20 protein-coding genes are annotated in these 23,715 nt (G+C 35.5%); 8 read left to right on the plus strand and 12 right to left on the minus strand.

Annotated elements, in window-relative coordinates:
• Positions 1-57: 57 nt before the first annotated feature.
• The gene (locus tag BIV60_RS20190) at positions 58-591 is read right to left on the minus strand and encodes a GNAT family N-acetyltransferase (protein ID WP_071357509.1); all 534 of its coding nucleotides are present in this window, start codon (positions 589-591) and stop codon (positions 58-60) included.
• Between the two features lie 847 nt (positions 592-1,438).
• Here BIV60_RS20190 and BIV60_RS20200 point away from each other — a divergent pair.
• The 3 genes from BIV60_RS20200 (at position 1,439) to BIV60_RS20210 (ending at position 5,695) form a co-directional block, all read left to right on the plus strand.
• Complete coding sequence (locus BIV60_RS20200) at positions 1,439-2,821, plus strand: MFS transporter (RefSeq protein ID WP_071357511.1); 1,383 nt, start codon at positions 1,439-1,441, stop codon at positions 2,819-2,821.
• A 45-nt stretch (positions 2,822-2,866) separates the two neighbouring features.
• Complete coding sequence (gene hutH, locus BIV60_RS20205) at positions 2,867-4,426, plus strand: histidine ammonia-lyase (protein ID WP_071357512.1); 1,560 nt, start codon at positions 2,867-2,869, stop codon at positions 4,424-4,426.
• An 81-nt stretch (positions 4,427-4,507) separates the two neighbouring features.
• Positions 4,508-5,695, plus strand: coding sequence for an AraC family transcriptional regulator (locus BIV60_RS20210; RefSeq protein ID WP_071357513.1), 1,188 nt, complete (start codon positions 4,508-4,510; stop codon positions 5,693-5,695).
• A gap of 342 nt (positions 5,696-6,037) precedes the next feature.
• Here the strand turns inward: BIV60_RS20210 and BIV60_RS20215 are convergent, their stop codons facing one another.
• Together BIV60_RS20215 and BIV60_RS20220 are read right to left on the minus strand one after the other, a co-directional pair.
• Positions 6,038-7,468 carry a YfcC family protein gene (locus tag BIV60_RS20215; RefSeq protein ID WP_071357514.1) on the minus strand — a complete coding sequence of 477 codons (1,431 nt, stop codon included), beginning with the start codon at positions 7,466-7,468 and terminating at the stop codon, positions 6,038-6,040.
• A 145-nt stretch (positions 7,469-7,613) separates the two neighbouring features.
• Positions 7,614-8,372 (minus strand): gamma-glutamyl-gamma-aminobutyrate hydrolase family protein, encoded by a 759-nt coding sequence (locus BIV60_RS20220; RefSeq protein ID WP_071357515.1) that lies wholly within the window; start codon positions 8,370-8,372, stop codon positions 7,614-7,616.
• 330 nt (positions 8,373-8,702) lie between these two features.
• Between BIV60_RS20220 and BIV60_RS20225 the strand changes: the two genes are divergently transcribed.
• Complete coding sequence (locus BIV60_RS20225) at positions 8,703-10,751, plus strand: sigma 54-interacting transcriptional regulator (protein WP_071357516.1); 2,049 nt, start codon at positions 8,703-8,705, stop codon at positions 10,749-10,751.
• Between the two features lie 375 nt (positions 10,752-11,126).
• On the opposite strand, the gene BIV60_RS20230 is transcribed toward BIV60_RS20225, so the two are convergent.
• The 7 genes from BIV60_RS20230 to BIV60_RS20265 form a co-directional block, all read right to left on the minus strand.
• Positions 11,127-11,306: a hypothetical protein gene (locus tag BIV60_RS20230; RefSeq protein ID WP_071357517.1), complete on the minus strand. Its 180-nt coding sequence runs from the start codon at positions 11,304-11,306 to the stop codon at positions 11,127-11,129.
• Between the two features lie 522 nt (positions 11,307-11,828).
• Positions 11,829-12,257 (minus strand): sigma-70 family RNA polymerase sigma factor, encoded by a 429-nt coding sequence (locus BIV60_RS20235; RefSeq protein ID WP_371261570.1) that lies wholly within the window; start codon positions 12,255-12,257, stop codon positions 11,829-11,831.
• A 465-nt stretch (positions 12,258-12,722) separates the two neighbouring features.
• Positions 12,723-13,709 (minus strand): NAD(P)-dependent alcohol dehydrogenase, encoded by a 987-nt coding sequence (locus BIV60_RS20240; protein ID WP_071357519.1) that lies wholly within the window; start codon positions 13,707-13,709, stop codon positions 12,723-12,725.
• Between the two features lie 141 nt (positions 13,710-13,850).
• Positions 13,851-14,036, minus strand: a complete 186-nt coding sequence (locus tag BIV60_RS20245; protein WP_071357520.1) for a hypothetical protein — start codon at positions 14,034-14,036, stop codon at positions 13,851-13,853.
• A 303-nt stretch (positions 14,037-14,339) separates the two neighbouring features.
• Positions 14,340-14,783 carry a WapI family immunity protein gene (locus BIV60_RS20250; RefSeq protein WP_071357521.1) on the minus strand — a complete coding sequence of 148 codons (444 nt, stop codon included), beginning with the start codon at positions 14,781-14,783 and terminating at the stop codon, positions 14,340-14,342.
• 828 nt (positions 14,784-15,611) lie between these two features.
• Complete coding sequence (locus BIV60_RS20260; RefSeq protein ID WP_071357523.1) at positions 15,612-15,923, minus strand: hypothetical protein; 312 nt, start codon at positions 15,921-15,923, stop codon at positions 15,612-15,614.
• A 224-nt stretch (positions 15,924-16,147) separates the two neighbouring features.
• On the minus strand, positions 16,148-16,672 hold the full coding sequence (locus tag BIV60_RS20265) for a DUF2695 domain-containing protein (RefSeq protein WP_071357524.1): 525 nt from the start codon (positions 16,670-16,672) through the stop codon (positions 16,148-16,150).
• 272 nt (positions 16,673-16,944) lie between these two features.
• On the opposite strand from BIV60_RS20265, the gene BIV60_RS20270 reads away from it, so the two are divergent.
• From BIV60_RS20270 to BIV60_RS20285, 3 genes are all read left to right on the plus strand, one after another.
• Positions 16,945-18,648: a hypothetical protein gene (locus BIV60_RS20270; RefSeq protein ID WP_071357525.1), complete on the plus strand. Its 1,704-nt coding sequence runs from the start codon at positions 16,945-16,947 to the stop codon at positions 18,646-18,648.
• Between the two features lie 338 nt (positions 18,649-18,986).
• Positions 18,987-19,619 (plus strand): hypothetical protein, encoded by a 633-nt coding sequence (locus BIV60_RS20275; RefSeq protein WP_071357526.1) that lies wholly within the window; start codon positions 18,987-18,989, stop codon positions 19,617-19,619.
• A gap of 1,266 nt (positions 19,620-20,885) precedes the next feature.
• On the plus strand, positions 20,886-21,173 hold the full coding sequence (locus BIV60_RS20285; protein WP_071357528.1) for a hypothetical protein: 288 nt from the start codon (positions 20,886-20,888) through the stop codon (positions 21,171-21,173).
• 325 nt (positions 21,174-21,498) lie between these two features.
• On the opposite strand, the gene BIV60_RS20290 is transcribed toward BIV60_RS20285, so the two are convergent.
• Complete coding sequence (locus BIV60_RS20290) at positions 21,499-22,005, minus strand: exosporium protein C (RefSeq protein WP_141770506.1); 507 nt, start codon at positions 22,003-22,005, stop codon at positions 21,499-21,501.
• Between the two features lie 709 nt (positions 22,006-22,714).
• Between BIV60_RS20290 and BIV60_RS20295 the strand changes: the two genes are divergently transcribed.
• Entirely contained in the window at positions 22,715-22,942 is a 228-nt protein-coding gene (locus BIV60_RS20295; protein ID WP_141770502.1) for a hypothetical protein, read from the plus strand.
• A 243-nt stretch (positions 22,943-23,185) separates the two neighbouring features.
• Here the strand turns inward: BIV60_RS20295 and BIV60_RS20300 are convergent, their stop codons facing one another.
• On the minus strand, positions 23,186-23,602 hold the full coding sequence (locus BIV60_RS20300) for a VOC family protein (RefSeq protein WP_071357530.1): 417 nt from the start codon (positions 23,600-23,602) through the stop codon (positions 23,186-23,188).
• Between the last annotated feature and the right edge of the window lie 113 nt (positions 23,603-23,715).

Genomic DNA, 23,715 nt, shown 5'->3' on the forward strand with positions numbered 1-23,715 from the left:
ATTAAAATTAAGAAATTGGACTTTTATCATTACTTCGGAATAGCGCTCGTTTCTGGATTATCGAAGATCAAGGGCATAGAATATTTTGTCGTATCGAGCAGTTCCTACAGCTACAAAACGGGGTAATCGACCGTATTCTTTGAATCCTAGGGATTTATAGAGTTTAGATGCTCGAAAGTTGTCTTCCCGGAAGTCAAGGGTTAGCATCTCGATTCCAGCATTGATAGCGGTGGAAATCAACTTATTCATGAGGAGGTGACCTAAACCATGACCTTGATAACGTGGGTCAATTGCCACTTTTTCTATATCGGCATGTGGATGATGGGTCGGGCGGCTATACCGTTTCCAATACCCAATACCCGCAAGATCTTGATCGACCCAAATCGAAATTAGGCATGCGTTATTATTTCCACTTGCGATGACCAACTCTCGAAGTAGGCCAGTCACCTCCTCTGTTGAAGGCGGATCAACCCACCCAATTGCTGCACCGTTTGAAACGAGTCCCTGTAATAATTGTGCTGCTTTCTTTACAAACGATAAATCTTCTAGGTTTCCAATATCTACTATACGTAACACAATAGAGTCCTTCATCAAGCTCCCCCATTCTATAATGATTATTATGAAAACATGGTAGTCTTTAACATCATAATCCATATTTTACTAGTTTTATTAAACAAAATGGCCCTTTAATGGACTATCATAACTGTTTTTTTACCATTTTATTTTAAATTGAAGAACTTTATTTTCAGCTATCATTTTTATTTGTATTTGAACTAATAAGGAATGATCCGAAATTCACCGAATATAACATTACTTTGATAATAACACCAAATCGTTTACAAACCGACATGTTCTGATACTTATTTTTTCAATCAAACGTTTGATAAAAACCACCACAAAGCCTTTTGAAAAACGAACATTGTCCTGTTTCCGAGGAAATATTTTGTCGATAATTTCGTTTTGCTTTTCCCGATTTATTTCTCCCAAACTATCAAACAATGACTTTATCTCACATAATTGTACCATTTTTGACAAACTAGACTTCTACTCATTCGTTTTGGTTCCACAGGGATAGTTCTCATGTTTTTGCCAAAACCGTCCCATGATTCTAGCATTTAACTAAAGTATGTTATGGCAGTATGCTTATTAATATTTTTGAATCACTAACGAGCTTGCCCAATCGGCGAGTTTTCTTTACGGGGAGCATGAATTTTCTAAAAATAGCAATAATGTGCTAATGATTCGAAATATCATCTAGAGTAAAATGATATTAAAATAGATATAATCACTTTATCATACTAATTGATTAATTAATTACTAATTAATTAATCAATTGAAAGCGCTTAAATAGATGTGGCATTGAGGGGGAGGATTTTGAGTAGTTTAATTTTTTTAAAAATATATCTGAAAAATCAAAAAGCAGAGAGGGGAATTTCCTGTGAACGTGAACGAACAAACATTTAAGATAGATGACGCTCCGCTAAATAGATTTCACTTAAAAATCACAGCCCTTACATTCGGGGCAAATTTCTCAGACGGTTATGCCCTTGGAATTATCGGAATGGCTATTGCCCTTCTTAGTCCGGCAATGAAATTGAGCTCGGTATGGGAGGGGTTAATTGGAAGTTCGGCCTTAATTGGAATCTTCTTGGGCTGTTTAGTACTAGGTAGATTGTCCGACCGTATTGGCAGACAAAAAATTTTCCAACTTAACTTTCTTGTAATTACCATTGCTTCGTTGCTGCAGTTCTTTGTCAATGATCCAGTAACCTTGTTCATTCTCCGACTGTTGATTGGATTCGCTCTTGGAGGGGACTTCGTTGTAGGGACGACATTACTTGCCGAGTTTGCTCCCCGAAAGTATCGTGGTTTCTTATTAGCTTCTTTAAATGTTATATGGACGGTTGGATATGTAGCTTCTAATCTAGTTGGTTATTACATGGCAAAGACTGGACCGGAATCTTGGCGATGGATGCTTGTTAGTGCGGCAATTCCTGCATTTATTGTGCTTGTGCTGCGAATCGGAACGCCTGAATCGCCAGGATGGCTTGTCAGTGTTGGGCGTATAGAGGAAGCGCGAAGAATTGTGAAAAAGTATTTAGGTCAAGATGTTGATATTAATATTGATAATGCAATCAGTCATCAGTCCAAGGAGATAACAGGTTTTAAGCATCTTTTTAGTCGGAATCTTTGGAAGCGTACAGCATTTGGTGGTCTCTTTTATGCCTGTCAGGTCCTTCCTTATTATGCTATTTATACATTCCTTCCAGTGATCCTAGAGTACATGGGTTTTACTGAAACCTTCCTAGTGGACATGTTATTGAATTTATTCTTGCTCGTAGGTACTATCGCTGGTCTTTGGTGCATACAAAAGTTTTCCCGGAGAGGTTTTACCATTTATACTTTTGCAATCATGAGCGTCACTTTATTTATACTTAGCATCACAAACACCAATTCACATTTTTTAATCATGACGGCCTTTATTATATTTACTTTCATCATGGCTGCTGCTGGGAATCTTACAATGGTCTACCCCGCTGAACTTTTCCCTACCGAAGTTCGTGCATCAGGAATAGGGGTTGTTTCAGCAATCAGTAGGATCGGCTCCGCAATTGGAACCTTCCTTTTGCCTATTACACTTCATTCTTATGGATTGGGTACCACCATGTTGGGGATGACGGCGGTTCTCCTTCTTGGTACAGTCATCTCGATTGCATGGGCACCAGAAACGAAATCACTTAGCTTGAATGGAGAGAGTGATCCAAATCTAGATGTTGCTAGTAGCATAAATGCAGAGGGAAAGAGTGCTGAAGTAGGATGATAACATTTATTTCTTAGTAATGACGGAAGGGAGTAAGGAAGGAAAATGATTACTGACATTTCAAACACCCACCCAAAGGAAATAAAAAAAGTTACATTAGGTGATGGAGATATTACGATAAATGAAATCATTGCTGTTTCTAAATATGATGCAGAGGTTTTATTTTCACAAGATTACCGTGACAGAGTAAATCTTTCGCGATCGGTCATTGAAAAGTTTTTGGACGAAGACCGGGTGATTTACGGAGTCACAACGGGATTTGGCAGTAACGTAACAAAAAATATCTCCTCAGAAGACGCTGAGGCCCTTCAAAAAAATATCATTCGTTCTCATGCTGTATCTGTTGGTGCTCCGCTGGAAAAAGAAGTTGTAAGAGCCATCCAATTCATGATTCTGGTAAATTTAGGGCATGGTTTATCTGGTGTAAATTTAGCGACTTTAGAACTTTTAAGGTCGCTGCTCAATCACCAAATTGTTCCTTTTGCCCCTGGAGAAGGGTCGGTTGGTTATTTATCTCCGGAAGCCCATATGGCCTTAGTGTTAATAGGGGAAGGAAAAGCATGGTACAATGGTGAGCTGATTTCTGGGAGTGAAGCTTTAGAAAAAGCAGGTTTACAGCCTGTTTCATTGGGCTGTAAGGAAGGATTAGCCCTTATAAGTGGTACGACTTCGGTCACTGCTTTCGCGTCATTAGCTCTTTATAACAGTATTCAGTCAGCAAAAACAGCGGATATTGTGGGTGCCATGTCTTTAGAAGCGTTAAAGGGAACTCTTAAAGCCTTTGATCCACGAACCCATTCGGTTAAGAAACATGAAGAGCAAGCTGGTACAGCACGAAACATTATAAATATGCTCAAAGGCAGTGAGATTGCTGAAAAATATCAGGATTACCGATTACAGGATGCTCTTAGCCTGAGATGTATTCCTCAAGTCCATGGAGCCGTAAAAAAGGTTTTAAAAGATGCGGAATTTACCATCTGTAATGAGATAAACTCATCAAGTGACAATCCACTGATTCTCACAGAGGATCAGGGAGATGCCCTTATGGGAGGGAATTTTGATGGAACATTCGTCGGTATTTATGCGGATACGATAGCCATCGCGATGGCCAATCTCGCAAAGGTGTCAGAGAGAAGGCTAGACCGGCTCGTCAACTTTCATGTAAGTGAACTTCCGAATTTTCTCGTAGCAAAACCAGGCTTAAACAGCGGTTATATGATTCCACAGTATACTGCAGCAGGGCTGATTAATGAAATAAGGGTTCTTGCTCATCCCGCAACCGTTGATAATACATCAACCTGTGCAAATCAAGAGGATGTTGTCAGTTTTGCCTATTTTGCAGCTAAAAAAGCCTATCAAATCGCTAAAAAGCTGGAGTATATTTTAGGACTTGAACTGATGGCAGCTGTTCAAGCCTTGGATTTTCATAAACCTTTAAAACCTTCCCCTGTCAGCCAAAAGGTTTATGAGCTAATTAGGAATGTAGTTCCAACTATAGAAGAAGATCGATATTTCTATCCGGATATACAATATATTACCAACCTTATTAGTGAAGGAGAAATCCTAAACGCTGGAGAATTAATTATTGGTAAACTAGATTGGTAGGATGGTTTAGAATAATGGAAGCTTTTTTACTCATTTTCATTCGAGTAGAATAGCTTCCATTCTATTTTGGGGGCTTAGAATATGGTCGAAGAATTGACACAAATATCTTTTTCTCAGCTTTTGATTTCTGGAACCTTTGTACATGTAGCACCTTTTAAGGATTTGCAAGAAAAGTATGGCGTGAAAATTCAGCCCAATGTAGTTGTTTTAGTTTCGATGGACCGCTATCCAGATTTGGCTGAGGGAAAATCGATTGAATGGAAAATCAATATTGGACGAAAGCTTTTAGATGAATTAGACATCCTCTTACCTATTCCATTTTTATGGACATGGACGGAAGAGGGGGTTCTAGCGCTCTTACTGGATTTTCATGAGGTGAATAGACAAGATAGAAAGAGGGAAGTCCTATCACTTGCGGGAGAGATTCAAAAGGCTTCCGATCTAATTGGCATACATGTTTCGATTGGTATAGGAAATTTTTATGATGACCCTGCTCACCTTATTTGTTCATATGAAGAAGCGAAAAAATCAATGTCCGGAAGGTTTTTTCAAGGGAATAAATTAATTTTTCACACAGATATGAGAAAAAACATGGTTGAATCATTTATGATTCCTTTAACGAAAGAAAAGTCGGAACTATTTTCGATCGTTAGAATCGGGCACACAGAAGGGGTCTTGACTCAAATCAAAGGAATCATGAATAGAGTTGCTGAGATTTATAACTATAATGAAGATGTTTTTAAATCTGAGGTCATTGATCTGCTCATGATGATGTCTAGAATTGTGTTAGAAGCCGGAGTAAGTCCTGTCTCGATTTTGACCAATACGGCAAATGTGATTCAAGATCTCTATCATACGATCCGATATGACAAATTTGTTATGAAAGTTTGCAAATATGCAGAATGGTTAACCGAACAGGTAGAAAATATCTATACTCGTGATGTTTCATCCAATATTAAACTTGCGATTCGTTATATGAAAGAGAATCATCAAAAAGAAGTTTCTTTAGAAGATATTGCCCACTATTGTCACTTAAGTAGATATCATTTTAGCCATCTTTTTAAAAAAGAAGTTGGAATCAGTGTCATGGATTTTTTTAATAAACTTAGAATTGATAAATCCTTATTTTATTTGGAAAAAACTGATTTTCCCGTACAGGAAATTGCTAATCAAGTGGGTTTCCATGATTCTAATTACTTTAGCCGATTATTTAAAAAATATATGAAGTCCAGCCCAACGGAATATCGGCGGTTAAAGATGGAGATTTAAAAATTTATTATGGGTCTTTAAAGCAACTTCAAAATAAAAGACGACTCAAAATTCACAGATTCAATTTTGAGTCGTCTTTTTATATCAAAGGAACTTTTTGAAACAGTCCATCATTGTTCAATTCTTGCGCCCTTTTATGGAGGAACTTGTTACTTTTGGAAACAAACTTTTAAAGATAAAAATATACCTATTGCTTAAATATCATTGTCAAAGTCAGCATCAGGCAACATTTTACCTTCCTTCTGCCGATCCAAATAAATTAACTTTTTATAATCCCAATTATATTTATATACAGCCTTTATCTTAGTCGGTATCCCCACTACAAAAACTAACCGTCCTATATTAGGATGGACCATATCCGATAGCATGAGCAATGATAACCGCTATTAAACCGATTGAGTATTCAATTAGAATCAAAGGGAGAATCCATTTTGCCCACTTTGTCCAGGAAATTCCTGCAATTGCTAACCCAGCCATTAGCGTACCACCTGTCGGAAAAATAATATTTCCAATACCATCCGCGAATGAAAAGGATAATACTGCTGTTTGGCGTGTAATGTGCAATAAATCTGAAAGCGGTGCCATTATAGGCATTGTCAACATCGCATGGCCACTACCTGATGCCAAAATGAAATGGATAGTCGCTTGAAAGTTGTACATTCCGACAACACTTAAAAATGCAGGAATATGTTTCATTCCTTCCGATACTTGGTGAAGTAGGGGGTCAATAATATGCCCTTGATTCAATACGACCAGAATGGCGCGTGATACACCAATGATTAATGCTCCGCTGATTAAAGATGCCGATCCTTGTGTAAAAGATTCTACGGTATCATCAATAGATATCTTGCCGAGGATTGCAATGACTATAGTTAAGATAATAAATAAGGATGCAATTTCTGTTATATACCATTTGTATTTAATAACACCGAATACAAGAATAACATAATTGATAAAAAATGCTGTTAAAATCCATTTATGCCTTGTTGTTAACTCTACTTTCGCTGTTAATAGGGTATCTGACCTACTTGTATCAAATTTCCCAAAAATTCCCTTTGATGGATTTTTCTTGACTTTCATGGCATGACGATAGACGAATGTAACAGCAATAAGATATATGACTACGAATAAAACCAGACGGAACCCCATCCCCGAATACATAGGAAGACCTGCTATTCCTTGCGCAAGCCCCACTGTAAACGGATTCATAATTGCGGTTGTAAAACCGACGGACGCCCCTACCAATACAATCGCAGTTCCTGTTATAGTATCAAATCCAATCGCAAGAGTCAGTGGGATAAACAAAGGTACATAAGCCAAGGTTTCCTCAGCCATTCCCATTAATGATCCGCCAAGTGCAAAGAATAGCATTATAATAGGAATCATCAACTTTTCGCGGTTCGCGAGTTTCTTTGCCATCGTTGAAACAAGAGCCTCAACCGTACCTGATGCCTTTAATACACCAAAGAATCCTCCGATAATAAGAACAAAAAAGATAATATTAGCCGCTTCTACCATCCCTGTAGGAATAGCTTTTAACATATCAAAGAATCCAACCGGCGCTGATGCAATCCATTTGAATGAATTTGGATTTACTGTCGTATACCCATTTTTTTCAATACGTGTATATTCTCCAGCTGGCATTATATGTGTAATAATGGTTGCAATGACTAAAAAGACAAGTAACAGTGCAAATACGTTTATTTTCCGTTCCCTTTTTTCCTTTTTTTCTCCTGACTCGAATGAAAGTACTTTTTCTGACATTTGACTCATATACCGATCCCCTTTTCAATAAATTTTTGGCAACCGACAGACTGGTTAACTCAATTGTCGAGTGTACCAGGCCGTCATATTACAAATAACTCTTGAAATCTTTAAGAGGTAATTGAATTCCAACGTTTCTTTTACTTATAACACGCTAGGATCTAACCACCGTATTACTAATTTCATTCACAAAGTAGTTAAATAAACGCTGCTGCAGCACATCCCTTTCCGACATCATTTCTGGATGCCATTGAACTGCTGCTACATAATGATGAGCTGTGGATTCAATGGCCTCTATTACACCATCAAAGGACCAAGCACTCACTTCAAAATCTCTTCCCAGCGTTTTCACTGCTTGATGATGAAAAGAATTAACCATTAAGGATTTTTCGCCAATCGCCTCATAAATTTTTCTCCCTTCAAGAAGATTTACAGAATGGGAGCCTTGCCATTTACGAAACTGTTCCCGAGCATGGAAATGTTCAGGACCCATCTCATGTTCCAAGTCTTGATAAAGAGACCCGCCAGCTGCAACATTCAACACCTGTAATCCTCGACAGATTCCTAGAATAGGAATATCTCTTTCTAAAGCCTGCCTTGCCAGATTTAATTCAAAGTTATCTCGCTCTTCCTCTACAGTGCCTAAATACGATTGGGGAATATCACCATAATAAAGTGGATTGATGTCTGCGCCGCCAGCCAATAACAATCCATCTAAATGGTTAAGTGTGGAATCGATTTGATCAACTTCTTCGATTGGAAGTAGAACAACCGTTGCACCCGCCCGTTGAAGTGAACGGATGTAGTCATAAGAAAAGATAGCCATATCTTGACCTGGGAGCCCCCGTAAGCCCTCCTTCCCTATTTCGCTATGGTCAACATAATACCCGGTAACGCCAATTAGTGGTTTCATTTCCTCACACCTCATATTTTAAATGGTTTTGTTGTCTTTCACTAAGTGATTTTATATTCTCTTCCCCCTTTTTCTAGGAAATGGTAAAGAATTCGAATATGTGGATTACTACTCTACTAATTTCATCATTTCTTTACACACTATTTATACTTGCAAATATCGTACCAACATTAAAATTCAAATGATTATTCCCATCGTTTTAAATATTTTGTTATTTTACTAGTGCTTGCTATGTTGATATGTATTATAATTGGTTATTATTTGGCTATGCAATAACCAAATTAAATAACCAATTTTAGACCAATTAGATGCAAGCTAAAGAGGTGTTCTATGAACGAATTTGAAAACAACCACATTGTATTGATTACCGGGTTCAAAGAAACACGAAAAGCCCTCCATCAACAATTAGCGGAGATGGTAAGTGATTTTATAGATATTGAAAGTTTTTCTGTAGAAGAAGGTATCCCAAGAGTATTTCATTCATCCTTAATCGTGTTACTCTCTAATATGATGAAAGAAGAGGTCAAAGGCTTTATTGGGGACAACTGCGAAGTAATCATAACAAAACGAACATTAAATTATGAAAACGTGGATCAACTTTTATTTTTGCCAGAAGGAACACAAGCCCTATATGTGAATGATAATCCTGAAACTGTATATGAATCGATTGAAACCATGCGTCATTTGGGGCTGAACCATATTGAATATATCCCGTACTATCCTGGAAAAACGAATATCCAAAGGATCAAGCTTGCCATCACACCTGGCGAACTTAAAATTATCCCCAACTTTGTAGAAAAAGTGATTAATATTGGTCATAGACTAATAGATATTACTACGATTATGTCCATTCTGGAGCGATTCCGTTTAATGGAGGAATACGGTAACCATGTTTCTGAGAGGTACTATCGAAAAATAGTAGATTTAACGAAGAATCTAGCTAAAGCTCATCGACAACTTCACCAAGTGATTGATGGTGTTGGTGATGGGATACTAGCTATTGATTGTAAAGGAAGGATTGTTGTTTTTAATGAAATCCTGGAAAATATGCTTAAAATAGAAAGCAAAAATGCTATTGGTCATCCTATTGATACCATTATTGATAATACTGATTTGGTAACGTTTATCCTTTCAAACAGTCAACAAGAAAGCAGTATATTTGTTGTAAACGGTTTGGACGTGATCGTAGAACGTCTGCATATAAATGATCAATCAATTATTGTTACTTTTAGAAATGCCCTTAAGACCATTGAGTTTGAACGTAAATTGAGAAAAGAATTTGTTAAAAAAGGATACGTAGCAAAATACACCTTTCATGATATCGTTGGGATTAGCTCCACCATCCAAGAAACGAAACAAATTGCCAAAAGGTTAGCTAAGACTGATTTAACTGTTTTAATTGAAGGTGAAAGTGGTACCGGAAAAGAGTTGTTTGCAAGTGCCATTCATAATGCTTCTTTTCGAAATAGCGGCCCTTTTCTTGCCGTTAACTTTAGTGCTTTATCGGATGATTTAGTCGAGAGTGAACTATTCGGTTATGAGGACGGAGCGTTTACCGGAGCAAAAAAGGGCGGAAAAATGGGATTGTTTGAGCAAGCAAATGGCGGCACTATTTTTTTGGATGAGATTGGAGATATTAGTCTAAAACTTCAAGCACGACTACTTCGAGTATTGCAGGAAAAAGAAATCATGCGTGTGGGCGGAAGCCAAATTATCCCCATAGACGTTCGGATTATTGCCGCAACCAATAAGGATCTACTTAAAATGATTCGAGAAAATTTGTTTAGAGAAGACTTATACCATAGGCTTAAGGTACTCTTTATACACCTTCCCGAATTAAGGGCTCGTTCAAATGACATTGAATTATTGTCTAAACATTTTGTTGCGCGATCGGACAGTAAGGTCAAAATTGAACCAGAATTAATTGAAGAACTTCAAGGGTATCCATGGTATGGAAATGTAAGAGAACTTAAAAATACCATGGATTATATGCTTGCTGTCCGTACCGGAAACCAAATAACGAAGAATGATTTGCCTAATCAACATTATTTTCAAAAACCTCCGCAAAGGAAAACAGATACTGACCCGATCGAGAGCATACGGACCTTTTATTCAGGTTCAATCACTCTTGATGAAGAATCACTTTTCATCCTTAACCTCATCATGAATTATGAAGAAAAAGGAAAAGTAATCGGAAGAAGGATTATTTCTGAAAAGAGCCAAGAAGTCGAAGTAAAATTATCTGAGGCACAGGTTAGACATCGGTTGAATTTTTTAAAAAGTCGAGGGTATTTACAAACAAAAAGAGGAAGGGGAGGAATTAATCTAACAAGAAAAGGTCGGGAGATTATAACCACAAACTTGGAATGTAACCTTTGATTACTTTTCATCGGTGCAGTACAATTCTAAGTTTTTTGCTGGTAATAGACCATGCTTTTATTATATCAAGATACCACATTTTAGATCTTGCAATTCCGGGCTGCCGAAGTAGCCCAAACTTATTTCACTAACGCACCCGTTAGCGTAAGTACAATATTTCACAATCTTAATATAAGGTATAAATCCAATATTATGATATCGATTAAAACAAAAAAAGATGGTGCCTTATTTAAATTGATATTATTCTGATGTTCGGGGAACTAAGAACGGCGTTACTTGATTACTACTTGACGAAGGAAGGTGCTCTATGTCGTCATCGGCTTCATTAACAACGCGAAGAAAAAAAGAGCGCACATATATGCCCTTGCCGTTCACTTATTTACATTTATTTGAACACTGTTCAATAATCATAACGCCCCTTTTTGCCGTAGCAGCTTTGATAAGCTCTAGTTCAAAGTTCATTTTCTCTGACAATATTCCGTTCTCAATATTCTTTCTTATTTCATAATGAAACTGCACTAGAGCTTCTATTGGTAACTTTTCGTATAAAGACATAACAACTCTCCCCAGCATTTAGGTACTAAATACTAGGATAATAAACCTGAGGTAACATCAGAATACATAATTTTTACTATTTTTTGAATTTATTTTACATTGTTCTTCTGGTTCTTGCGAAAGAAGGCGCTCTATGTCTATTTGTTACAATAACACGCTAATCTGAATGTACTCTCTTTCTGTAGTCCTTCTTGTGCTAAACTGCCACTTTAGCACAAGAAGAGGCCTCAAAAAAAGAGCATTAATCCTTCGTAGATCAACGCCCCGTTAGTTCCATAAGGAGTATCTGTTTAATGGTATCGAAACCAGAAAACCTTCCTAATTCCTTACTTTTAGCCAAAAATATTTGACCTTGTGCTAAGTTAGCTCTAGGTACAATTGTGTTTTAGAACTACTTCGACCACTATTCACTCTATTGGTTATGGTTTTCCACTGACTATCCATGCAAGCCCAAACATCAAGAAAATAAACAATAGGGTAAACATATTTAATCCAACTCCCCACCATGAGTATAGTCGGGATCTACCTTTGGATATTAAACCTAACTCCTAACACCAATCCAATTATAGGAAGCCTATATACAAAGAAATCGGCAATTTCTACTGTTTTCAACAACAATCCTGCGTTAATTGCGTCCTTTTCTTTTTCCTTTAACCCATTTAAATCCCGTAATAACAGACTTAATGATTCCTTTTCTAACATTTTTTTCTCTGGAGTTATTGGGTTAATGTCTGTATCTAAAGTCAAATAATGATCAATAATCATTCGCTTGTTTTTTCTCTTATAATCAACAAACGCGTGATAAGCAACTTTAAATAACCAAGCCTTAATATTACGAACCTCATAATCTTCCAATGTTGTAAATGCTCTGTAAAAAGCTTCTTGCACAAGATCTTCCGCTATATAGTGATCTTTGGAAAGGGAATACAAATAACGGTATAAATCATTCATATAGAGTTTAAAAACCCCTTCAAGCTCCACTACCAATCCCCCTTTCATCACATCCACGATTTAACTTACCAAAAAATTGCATTTTTTACTAAATTTATCTTTCAGCAAATCCATACTTTTCTTCCAATCCCTTAGATTCCTTTTTTGATAACAAAAAAGAGCTATGCTTCTCTACAAAGCTTAGCTCTTTTAAAGTAATGATAATTTTTTATTACGTTGTGCCAAAGTATATTGTACAAAAACATTTTACACTTTTAATAATGAATCTCCTCTCATCTGTAACAATTTCTTGTTCCACTAAACTGTCATTTAGTGGAACAAGGAAAAGAGCCGCAGCTGCGACCCTTTTGTTCAACTCAAGCACCCGTTAGCTTAAGTACAATTCTTCACAATCTTATTATTCAAAATTGGTGATTTACACTACAAATTTATTCACCATAGGGCATGCATTTAGTGCTTCATTTATTAGGATTTGTTGTTATGTTCAACATTTATGACAACATTTCCCTTCTTGTGTCCTTTTTCGACATATCTGTGAGCTTCCACAATTTCATCAAACGAATAATATCTGTCGATGACCACTTTTAACTTACCCATCTCTACAAGTTCTTTAAGGAAGTTTAATGCTTCTGAAGTTTCAGGTGGATTTCGACTCAATAATAGTTTCTTGCCACTCGTCAATTTAGTCCATAGCATTTGAACACTTGGCAGCGGTTCAGTAACATTTATATAGGTACCATTGTTCTTTAACAATTTCATACAAGCTGAAAAAGAGCTCTTGTTTACCGCTTCAAAGATGATATCATATGTTTCGTCTGTACTAGAAAACTCCTCTGCTGTATAATCAATTACTTTGTCAGCTCCCAGAGATTTTACTAATTCCAAATTCGTGGTACTGCATACCCCTGTAACGTTTGCTCCGAAATATTTGGCAATCTGAACTGCATAACTTCCTACACTTCCTGAAGCACCATACACTAAAACCGATTGACCGCTCTTTACACCCGCTTTCTTAAGAAAATACAATGCTGTACGAGCACCAATAGGAATGGCAGCAGCTTCTCCATAAGTTATATTGGAAGGCTTAATAGCGACAGGTCCATCTTCCTCCAAACACTTATATTCGGCATAAGCACCAAATCCAACCAAGGATGCCGCAAAAACTTGGTCTCCTTGCTTAAACTGTTTAACATTTTCTCCAACTGATACCACTTCTCCAGCTAACTCCATTCCTAATATCTCTTTTTTGGGTTGTCTAAAACCTAGTGTGATTCGTGCGGGTAGCCAAAAAGCAGGAGGAACTGTAAAACTCCGTGACCTTATATCTGCTACTGTTACGGTTGTGGCTTTTACTTTAACTAAGATTTCATTTTCTTTCGGAATAGGTTTTTCTACTTGTTTTAGTTCAAGAACATCGGGGGGACCGTACCTTGTGTACACAATGGCTTTCATTTATCCACCTCAGATTCGTTTTATTCCTTAATATAAATACGAATATTAGGAATAAATTAGACCAATAGTCCGATAACAGTTCTTAAACTATCCTGCCCGTTACTTTAAGAACATTACTTCACAAACTCGAATAAAAAGATTTTAAGATAATTCTTTTAACCAGCCGTCAAACCATTCTTTAGGTAGTTTAACTTTAGAAAAATCCAACTGTTGTAGTTCCTCTAATGAGTAAGTGTTTGTTAAATATAAATCCCACTGTGCAGAAATATCTTCTAAAACTTTATATAACTCGCTGTTATAAACATTATCATTATCAATATATTTCATATACTGTTTATCACACCAGTTACAAATTGTAGATGTGAAAATTTGTTACTGCTATTTACTACACTCATCAATAATTCAACTAAATTTTCTTTATTTAACGCCAAGTCAATCTCAATAAATTTTGATTCTGACCAGCTTCCTACATATTTGTTCTTGCCCACCAGTTACACCTCGGTCTGAAAATGTGATTTATATTAATTCAACGTAAATAAATTGATTCCTTCTTCAACAAACCTGAGACGTTAATAAAAAAGCGTCCCTGCTTTTACAGAAACGCCTCCGTTAGAACAATTAAGAAAGAATCTATTTTTTACCCTTTAAGTCACCGTATTGGTCAACAATATTTTTCAACTGAAGTAATGTTGATACCAAATAACTTTGTTCGCTTTCAAACTCAAATTGCAGAATATTTTCTTGGTGAGTAAATTCTTGAAAGTATCCTTGAATATTTATCTGACCAAAATTATTAAAATTTAGGTCAATTTTAAGATTATTCTCTGAATCCGAAAAGGTAAAATCACCTTCTAAATCGTTATAACATTTTTTCAACAGGGTCAAGAGCTGGTATACCTGTCCAGTTGAAAACCATAGTTCTGCATCTTTGACGTAGTAATTTCCACTCTTAATTTCAATCTTTCCTTTAACATCATAACCACCCAAATAACTTGTTCCATTTGGGAAACCAAACACTTCAATTAATTCAATTCTTATGAACCCTTGTTTACCAACAATTTCAAATGTATTCACAAATAATCAGCTCTTTTCATCGCAACCATTAATTACACAATAGCAAAATTAGGCAAAACTTAACAGGTTCTTTTTCAACTATCCTGCCCCGTTACTTCAAGAAGAAAGTGCATTTCCGTTGTTCCAGTAATGCACCCGATAGTTAAATAAGAAAATGGCGAAAACAACGCTTTTATAATTGGGGGAGGAAAATCATAAATAAAATAACAATTGGTATAGCAAGAATTAAAGAAATAAGCTTAATCCACCATCGTTGTCTAGAAAATATTAAAAGCACAATCGTTATTAAAATAAACAACGGCCAAAAAGTCACATAAGAGATTGCTAATACTAATGAATATAGAAAAATATCTACCGCCACCAAATAAATCACACTACCTAAACTTAGTTTATTGTTGAACTATTGCACTCGATTTATATACATAATAATTCTCTGCTTGTTATTAATTAACCTTCTTCAGCTAAACTGCTATCGTTAGTTGCATAAGAAAAAGGGTCGCCCGCAGCGGTCCCTACTTAAACACAAGCACCCGTTAGTGAAAAAAACGAAAATAAAGTGCAATATGATAATTAACAATTATAAAAATGCAATAAATTTTAAATATAGATATAAGTATCCCTTTTTCTTTTCGTGTGAAAATTAAGTAGCCAATACAAAATATCAGTTGAATTATATACAAGGGAGCTACCGCAAGTTTTGAGTATAGTTCTGGAAATGGTGTTTCCATAATCTTGTCATCCACTATATTTTCTCTCCTAAATTAAACTAATGCACCCATTAGCTTAAGTACAATATTTCACAATTTAACGACTATTTTAATACTATGTTTACTTATCTGGAAAATTTGCAATTATGTTTTTAATTAACTCATGTACTTCATCTACGTGCCAGATATAATCTGAAAAAAGAATATGGAGTTTAAGAAATAAACTTTCAATTTCTTGAGAAGATAACTGACTTGGATTAGATAAAGTATCTATTATTCCATTCAAATCCTTTATTGTAATAGATAATTCCTTCATATTATCTACTTTATCTTCTAGTTCCTCTTTGTTTATTACTTCAATGTGTTCCCTTTCTTTAATCAATTCATTGATTTCATTACATACCTTTATTGTTCTTTTTAAATCAATAGTCATATTTATTTCTCCTAAGTAATCCATTCTAAGTAAGATATTATTCGTGATAAAATTTGTTTTTCCTTCTTCAGCAAAACTGCCACGTTAGTGGATCAAGAAAAAAAGTCGCCGCAGCGACCTCTTATTGAACATAAGCACCCGTTAGCCATCCATGCAGCATGGCTGCACCACAGAGGATGGAATTTTTATCGTTCTTCCATGGTAGTGAAAGAAATAATCTATGTCTAATCCACAACATTTAAAAGGACCTCGCAATCACAAAATCCTCCCTGATTCCGCATAGCTTTTATGATTTTTGAAATTTTGCTTTTAGGAACGTTATTTTCTAGCCAACTCTTTGTTAATTTATGTGTATGGTCGCATCCTTCTGAATTTATCATCTCATCCAAAAATGCCCCAAGTGTTTCCAACTGGTCTGGAGATAGATTTATCTCTTCCCACTTACCACCGTATTCTTTTAACAGTGCCAGTCTTTTTAAATCCTTACGGTCTCTGTGACCTAATTCCATTGTTTTCTCCTGACAGATGATAGCTTCTTTGTAATTCAACAAGCATTCTTCTGCCTGGGAAAGCAAACGCCAAGCCAAAGCATTATTCGGATTATCAATAACAAATTCCTTTAAACCTTGCCGAGCACTCAATAAAAAAGGTACGGCTTTTTTTGATGGAGCTCTCCTTTGTAGGGAACCTTGCATTGATAATTGTTGTCCTTTTATTAGAATTTCTTTTAATTCATTTAATCTATCCATTAAACCACCTTATTCAAGAGCAGCAAAGTTTACAAAAACAGCCAATATTTTAAATAATGGACCGCATTTAAAAAGCGAATCGGCGCCAGTTTCCTCCTATTTTATCTTAGATAAAGGCTGTTTTCGTACACATTGTTGTTTTTAACAAGTTTGAAATAACTTAATAACATATAAAAATAAACGAATTATACGATTCAAGGAAGGATACAAGATTAATATTGAATAAAACACACTAAGGATATAATCTTATCTTATACAACCGGAGGTGTCATGTGGCTATAAATAATAGAGAGTTTGAACAAATTGTCAAAGGTTTTAATAATCCGAACCCAGATATTCGATTTGAATCTGTTCAAATGCTATGGGAAATAGAAGAGATCGAAAATTTAACGGTTAATGCTAAAACATTAGAATGGTTAATAAAAGAAGCGGGAAACCCCTTTCCTCCACCAGTTGATATTTGGGATGACCCTAGCTATCAACTGATTCATTTTGCTACTAACTTTGTTATTCCCGTGGTTGCAGAGTCATTAATTAAATATTACCCTCATTTTAGTATGGCTGCAAAAGAAGAAGTCATTCGTTATTTGTGTTTAACGGACGGGGAAAAACATAAATCCACTATTTTGAACATGATAGATGATGATATATCCATTAATCAGGCGATCTTTCCGTTAGAAGAATTATTCAAAATACCTTCTTTAGTGATTGCGATTCTCAAAAAGCACTATAAACATTTTGAGAATGATGAATATAAGGAGGTATTTTATAAATTTCTATCCTTTAGTTTGGATAATGAATATTTACAAGATTTTAAACCGGACTATATCGTCCCTATTTTGTTGGATGACTACCATAAACAAAGGGAACTTTATATCGATTATAACAAAGACTATAATCCAAGATTTGTTTTTAGCTCTTGGAAGGAAACGTATCTAATCATTCGGTCAAATATGACTTTGTATTTATCTTTAATGGAATATTATTGGAATGATGAGTTTCAAACATTAATCGAAGAAGCCATTCAATACAAAGACCCTATAATCAAGAGTAGCGCCGTGATAACTGCCTTACAGCGCAATATCCCGGTGAATGACGATTTTTTAGCGGAATGTGCAACCAATATAGAATCCTCAGAATTTTTTTATTTGGAATTACTACGAATCCAAAAAGATAGTATGTTTCCCGTAAAAGAAAACAAACAAGAATTTTTTGCTAAATGTCATTTGTTTCATTACATTGTCACAGAGCATGAATTTTTCCCTGATAATATAAACTTGATTGAAAAGGTTGATACAACAAATCAATACAATCAACCTGTTCGTTATTACTTTGCGTCTGTAGTTTCTGAAGGTTCTAAAACCCCTGCATGGGTTGGAGCATACGCTTTGGAGGAAGACAATGATTCTATCGATATGTGGGAGGGTACATTTTTAGAAGAAGGGGAATTTGACCGCACTAGAGAAGAGTATATTCAATCCTTTTTGGAAAATCGAGAAATGGAAAGACACGAAAGCGATTCGGAAATTTTTTATTCAAGTAAATCTACAATTAAACCTTGGTTTTATCTTGTATATGTGGTGCTTGTTGCAAGAGCTTACAAAGCATTTTCTACAATGGATATGGTATATATAATTTTAACCATTTGTTTTGCTTTGATTATCCTCTTTCTGCATTTTCGGAAATGGAAACAATCAAGGCGAATCATACATATAACTGGTTCTTTATTGAAGCTTCTAGACCGTAATAATGAAGAAAATATTAAACTGGAAAATATCAAAGAAGTAACGGTAAGAAAAGCGAATTTTAAATCTCGCTTGTTTGATCGTACAGCTAAATTAATTTCTGTCTATGACAAAAAAGGAAAGTTAACGATGGAAATCCCTTTTGAATCTGTAAACTATAGTGAGTTTTCTTTCGTTTTGGACAATATGACTAAGCACTTACAGGAACCGCCTTTAATTGAAAAACACTAAATATCAAAACTTAAAAAAACGTCTTTGGGCGTTTTTTTAGTTGTTCTATGTATAAGCAACAAACTTTGAGAAAAGAGCTTAGATAAATTATATCATTTAATTTAAAAACCTTTTTAGTCGTTCACGACCTCGTATTTTTAGAAGATCCGAACAAACGAGACAAAAACAAAGAAGGATTTAAAGAAAAATAAATTGAATCATTTAAAAAATATTGGTAAATTGCCCCTGAAGAATAAAGGTTGTGTTTGTGTTATAATTCTCGAATCCATCTCCTTCTCAAACAAAATGTGGCAGGAGATGGAGGTGAATATTGAAAACGGCGCTATGGAGGATATTTAATGAAAAATTTTATATTCTATATCGGAATTATGCTTGTATTAGGTTTTGCATTAGGATTTTTCTCCGTTAATTGGATATTATCTCTTATTTGTATTGCCGCAGTAGCAAGTGCTTATTTGTTTATATTGTTTTCTCCTATTTTATTTACTAACGACATTTCAAAAACAGAAAAATTTTTAATTAAAAACCGGAAAAAACCTTTTTATGACTTAAATTTTTCAATTGCAAACAATTTGGAAAATGATGTTGAGGATGCTATTCAAAAGGTATTATCAAAATATAAAGCTCCATTTAGGCATGCACTTTTTCTTACTATCTATTCCCTATACAAGCATGATACCGAAAAGGCAAAAACACACTTAGAAGGGATACAGCCTTTAAAATATAGGGAATATTATCGAGCTTTAGTTTGTGTAGAGGAAGGTAATCTTCAAGATGCTGTCACAATATCGAATAAAATTAATTCTCCAAAATGGATGAAGCTTATAATAATGGCTGAAGTTTATCTTAAGGAAGGTAATAATGAAAAAGCCAAAATCTGTGCAATTCAAGCTGTAAAAGAAACAAAAGGTCTTCAAAAGTATGCCATATATAAAAATTTCGAAAAAATTTTAGGTGACCAAACAATGTGAGACCGGATAGGTCTCCTTTTTATTTTTGAAAATAAAATGGTAATAATTTTCTTTCGAAATGAATTCATTCAAGCAAGAACCGACTTAATCAATTGGGGGATTAATTCGGGTTATGATACCAGGTCATTGAGAAATTAGCTTTTCTTAAACTTGAGGAATTGTTTCATCATCACCATTTCCACAAAGATGTCATTTCAGGCATCAACACCCATATGAATACGCCGATAATCCAATCGAGCATCCTCTTGCTGCGATTGATAGAGGGTTCCGCTAACGTATTCCTAACTCTACAATAATTGCTAAAACTGAAGTAATGAATATGTCCATTACTACATATTTTTTTGCTCTATTTTTATAATTGGAGTCCATAAAGTATCTTATTATGTAAAAGACAATAAAAATGGAAAGTATTTGAAAAAAACCCACTCAAATCACCCCTTTTTATCATTCTTTGTTTCGGCATTTCCCATTAAATTTCCTTCTTTTTGTTTAACTAACCTGCCCCTTTATTTGAATAACGACAATGAAAGAGGACTGCTGAAACAGTCCATTTGTTGTGAAAGTATAGCATCCTTTAGATGAATGCCTTTATAAATGTTGTAACCGTTATTACTAAAATATCGCAACATAAAAATAGGATTTACTTATTTTAAAATTCAGCTTTCGGAAAATACTTCTTAATATCCACTCACATATCTTCATAGCTATTGAAACAATAATTAAAAATGGAATTAATAAAAAAAGATTATTTCTAATGGGCTTATAATCAAATAAGTTTATAAAAGATAACGCAACTATAACGGTGATTAAAGAACTTATATCGAATGATTTGTCATATGTTAGCAACCAGTTGAAAAACTTCTTCATAAAATTTACTCCCCCTTTCCATTAAAAATTCTCCAAAAATATTCCAATTCCTTCTTTAACTAACCTGCCCCGATAGTTTAAGTGAAACACTTCACAAAACAGTCTAGGAACAGTGTTCTTACTCGTACTGTTTCCTCCACAATTTGACCTGTTAGTTGAATATGAAATAATTCCTTGCTTTAGTTAAAAAAGATTGTTTTGATGAGTTTCTTCTATTTATAAGTACCTTTGTATTAGCCCCATTTTGTCATGCAACCAAATTTCATTATTGAATAAGCTTACTACCTCAAAAATTCTCAACCTTTCTTATTAAAATTTAATTGAATTCTATTCATGTATTAATCAATATTCTGAATAATCATAATAAAATTATTATTAAAACAGTTTAGGAGGGAACCCATGTCTAAAGCTAATAAAAAAGGTTGGTACTTTCTTGTTGCAGTAGTAGTTGCCGTCATTATTTTTATTGTTTTTTCAAACTACATAAACCGGTCAACTCTTGATGAAAGTTTAAGGCAAGCGATGAAAGATAAAGGTACAAAAATGATCTCGTATTCCCTTTATTCAAAAACTGGATCTTTAATTGGTGCAGATCTGATTTATTTAGTAAAAGGAGCAAATGGAAAACAGTATCATATAGAGGTGGACCATAATCATTTGGTGGTTTCCACAATCCAAATAAATTGAATTGCAAAGGGAGCAAAATTCTTTATAACAACAACTCAGTAAAAACACTTTATCTCTGTGTATATCGAACAAGAAAAGGGCTGCCGAAGCAGCCCCTATTCTTCAACATAAGCACCCGTTACTTAAGTATGTTTTTTCACAATCATGTTCAAACCTTACTTAATAATTTTCTTATTCATTATTTAAGTCACTTAAAATTACATCTATCTCGTGGAGAAATGCTATTTTGTTGTTAGACGCACAAAATTCTCATATACATTTCCCAACAAAAAGAGATCATCCTGAAAGGATAATCTCTTTTACTTGTTTATTTCAGTATCGACTTTTAGTCGCAGGATCCTTCAGAGCCTGTCCTGCCTCGTCTAATTGCTAATGCACTAAACGAGATAGGTCCAACTACAGCTGCTTCTGTACCTGCTGTCGCATTTTCAACGGTCAGCACGAACGTATGAGTTCCAAATCTTAAATTATTGTCGATGGCTTGGAATGTTTCTATATAAAATACTTCTGATGTAGGATCTGATTCGACTCCAGTCTGTGTTTGAAAAATTTGTGCACCATCGCGGAAAATACGAAATTTTAATTGCGATGTTCCGGATAAACCCTGTACACCTACGGTGGCAATCAATTCGACTGTATTAATTGTAATAAATCTTGGAATAGTTACAATGAGTGTTGCAAGTGTTAGACGATTAGGACTGTGGGGAATAGGCTCGGGATCGCCAGGATTCGTGCTATTCCTTGGTTGGACTGTTTGGAAATCTAAAATTTCAAAGACTCTTAAGGGGGAACCTGAGCCACTTCCTCCATTCGGTTGAACTGCTCCACTCATATCCGACCAACCGGGTTCATTTTTATTATCCAGCATTATATAATCACCTCGCTTTAAAGTCTGTACTATCTATATATTCAGGATTTAATAGAGTGCTTGGGTAAATGTTGAAATAGTTTCCAATTACAAATTATTTTGTTTATGTGTTTTATAAAGTAAAACCACTTGTCTAGATCGTAACCAATTTTCGAGCATCTAGCCTTACTAAAATGGAAGCAGTATTTATCCTCCAAAAAGATATTAAAACTAGTATTGCCGTGTTTGATAAAAATGAGGCGGAAGCTTTACAAATGGCGAACATAATAACTGCTGCAATTGTGAAAAAATTCCCCAAAAGTTTCAAATATAAGAGCTACTGATTTGACAATAAGTTAAATATGGCACTGATTTCAGAAGCATTTTTATTTAGTTTTTGTGATTTCAAATTGAACTAAACTGCTACGTTGGCTCAATAACTATACGCGCAAATAGAGAGTTCGGTCGCTAGGTTCATTTACTGTAATTGACCCTTGGTCGCATAATCTTAAGGGTTAGGGGGCGGGAGTGTTTTTTCCCGTCTCTAATTCTTGGGATTACAAAGGGTGTAGGCTCGCTGTCAATGGTTCTAGGCTATCGTAATCGTATAATGAGTTCTATGGGTACGGTTCTGAAAAACTATCGCGCACATATGAATATAAAGGTGGAAAGTATCGATGGGGGAGGGATCTTAATGTTCGCTGTCAATACAAGGCTCAGAAAGAATCCGTTTATAGGATTTATTTTCAAAATATCCGGCGAGAAGCTGGAAACATCGTCGGACATAGAAGCAGCGATAAAAAAAGAGCACCTTCTACTTGTTACAGGACATGATGATGCAATGATTCCGTGTGAGGAAATTTTAAATTTCCATAAAATTGTAAAAAACACTGACCTTTATCTTGATAATCTCTCTTTCTAAAATCGTAACTGGAGAGATGGAAGCTGGGTTTATTCCAGCTTTTTTCTCTCTGTAGGGATCTACCCTTTTAACTCATTCTTGTTTCACAAAACTGCCACGATAGTTTAAGTACAACATTTCACAATCTTTCTTGTAGAAAAAGAAAAAAGGCGACCTTCTTCTTGAAGTATCGCACCCTTTAGTTGAAGAAAAAAAGGCTTTACGTTCTTTTTAAACACTCGTCTCGAAATGGCGAATCGGTTTTTAGCCTTTCGGCATTTTGCTCATATCCATATACAAAGCGTTCCACCGATGACCGTCCGGATCCGTAAAACCGCAGCCGTACATCCAGCCACCCTTTTCACCAGGCTTGCTGAATACAGTACCGCCGGCACGTTCGGCTTTCAAGGCGAGCTCATCAACTTCATCCCTGGAGTTCGCCCCCAGAGAGAATAACACTTCAGTACCTTGCCACGAATCCGCAACCGCATTACCAGTAAAACCGCGAAACGCGGATTCCGGGAAGAGCATTAAAACAACCTGATTATCGCCGACTATCAAGCTGAATGAGCCGTCTTGACTCGCATACCGCTCATTCAACCGAAAACCGAGCTGCGTATAAAACGCCTTTGCCCGTTCTGGTTCTCGCACTGGCAGGTTCAACCATAATTCTCTCGACATACTAACAGCCTCCTGATATAGAGATGAAGTGATTACTCACCCCTATATAAATTCAATATTTATTATAATCTTTCCCTCTTGTTTGGAAATAAAATCCTTTTTCAACTATCCTG

Origin of the sequence: Bacillus sp. MUM 116 (assembly GCF_001866655.1) — a bacterium.
In the GTDB taxonomy this organism is placed as follows: domain Bacteria; phylum Bacillota; class Bacilli; order Bacillales; family Cytobacillaceae; genus Neobacillus.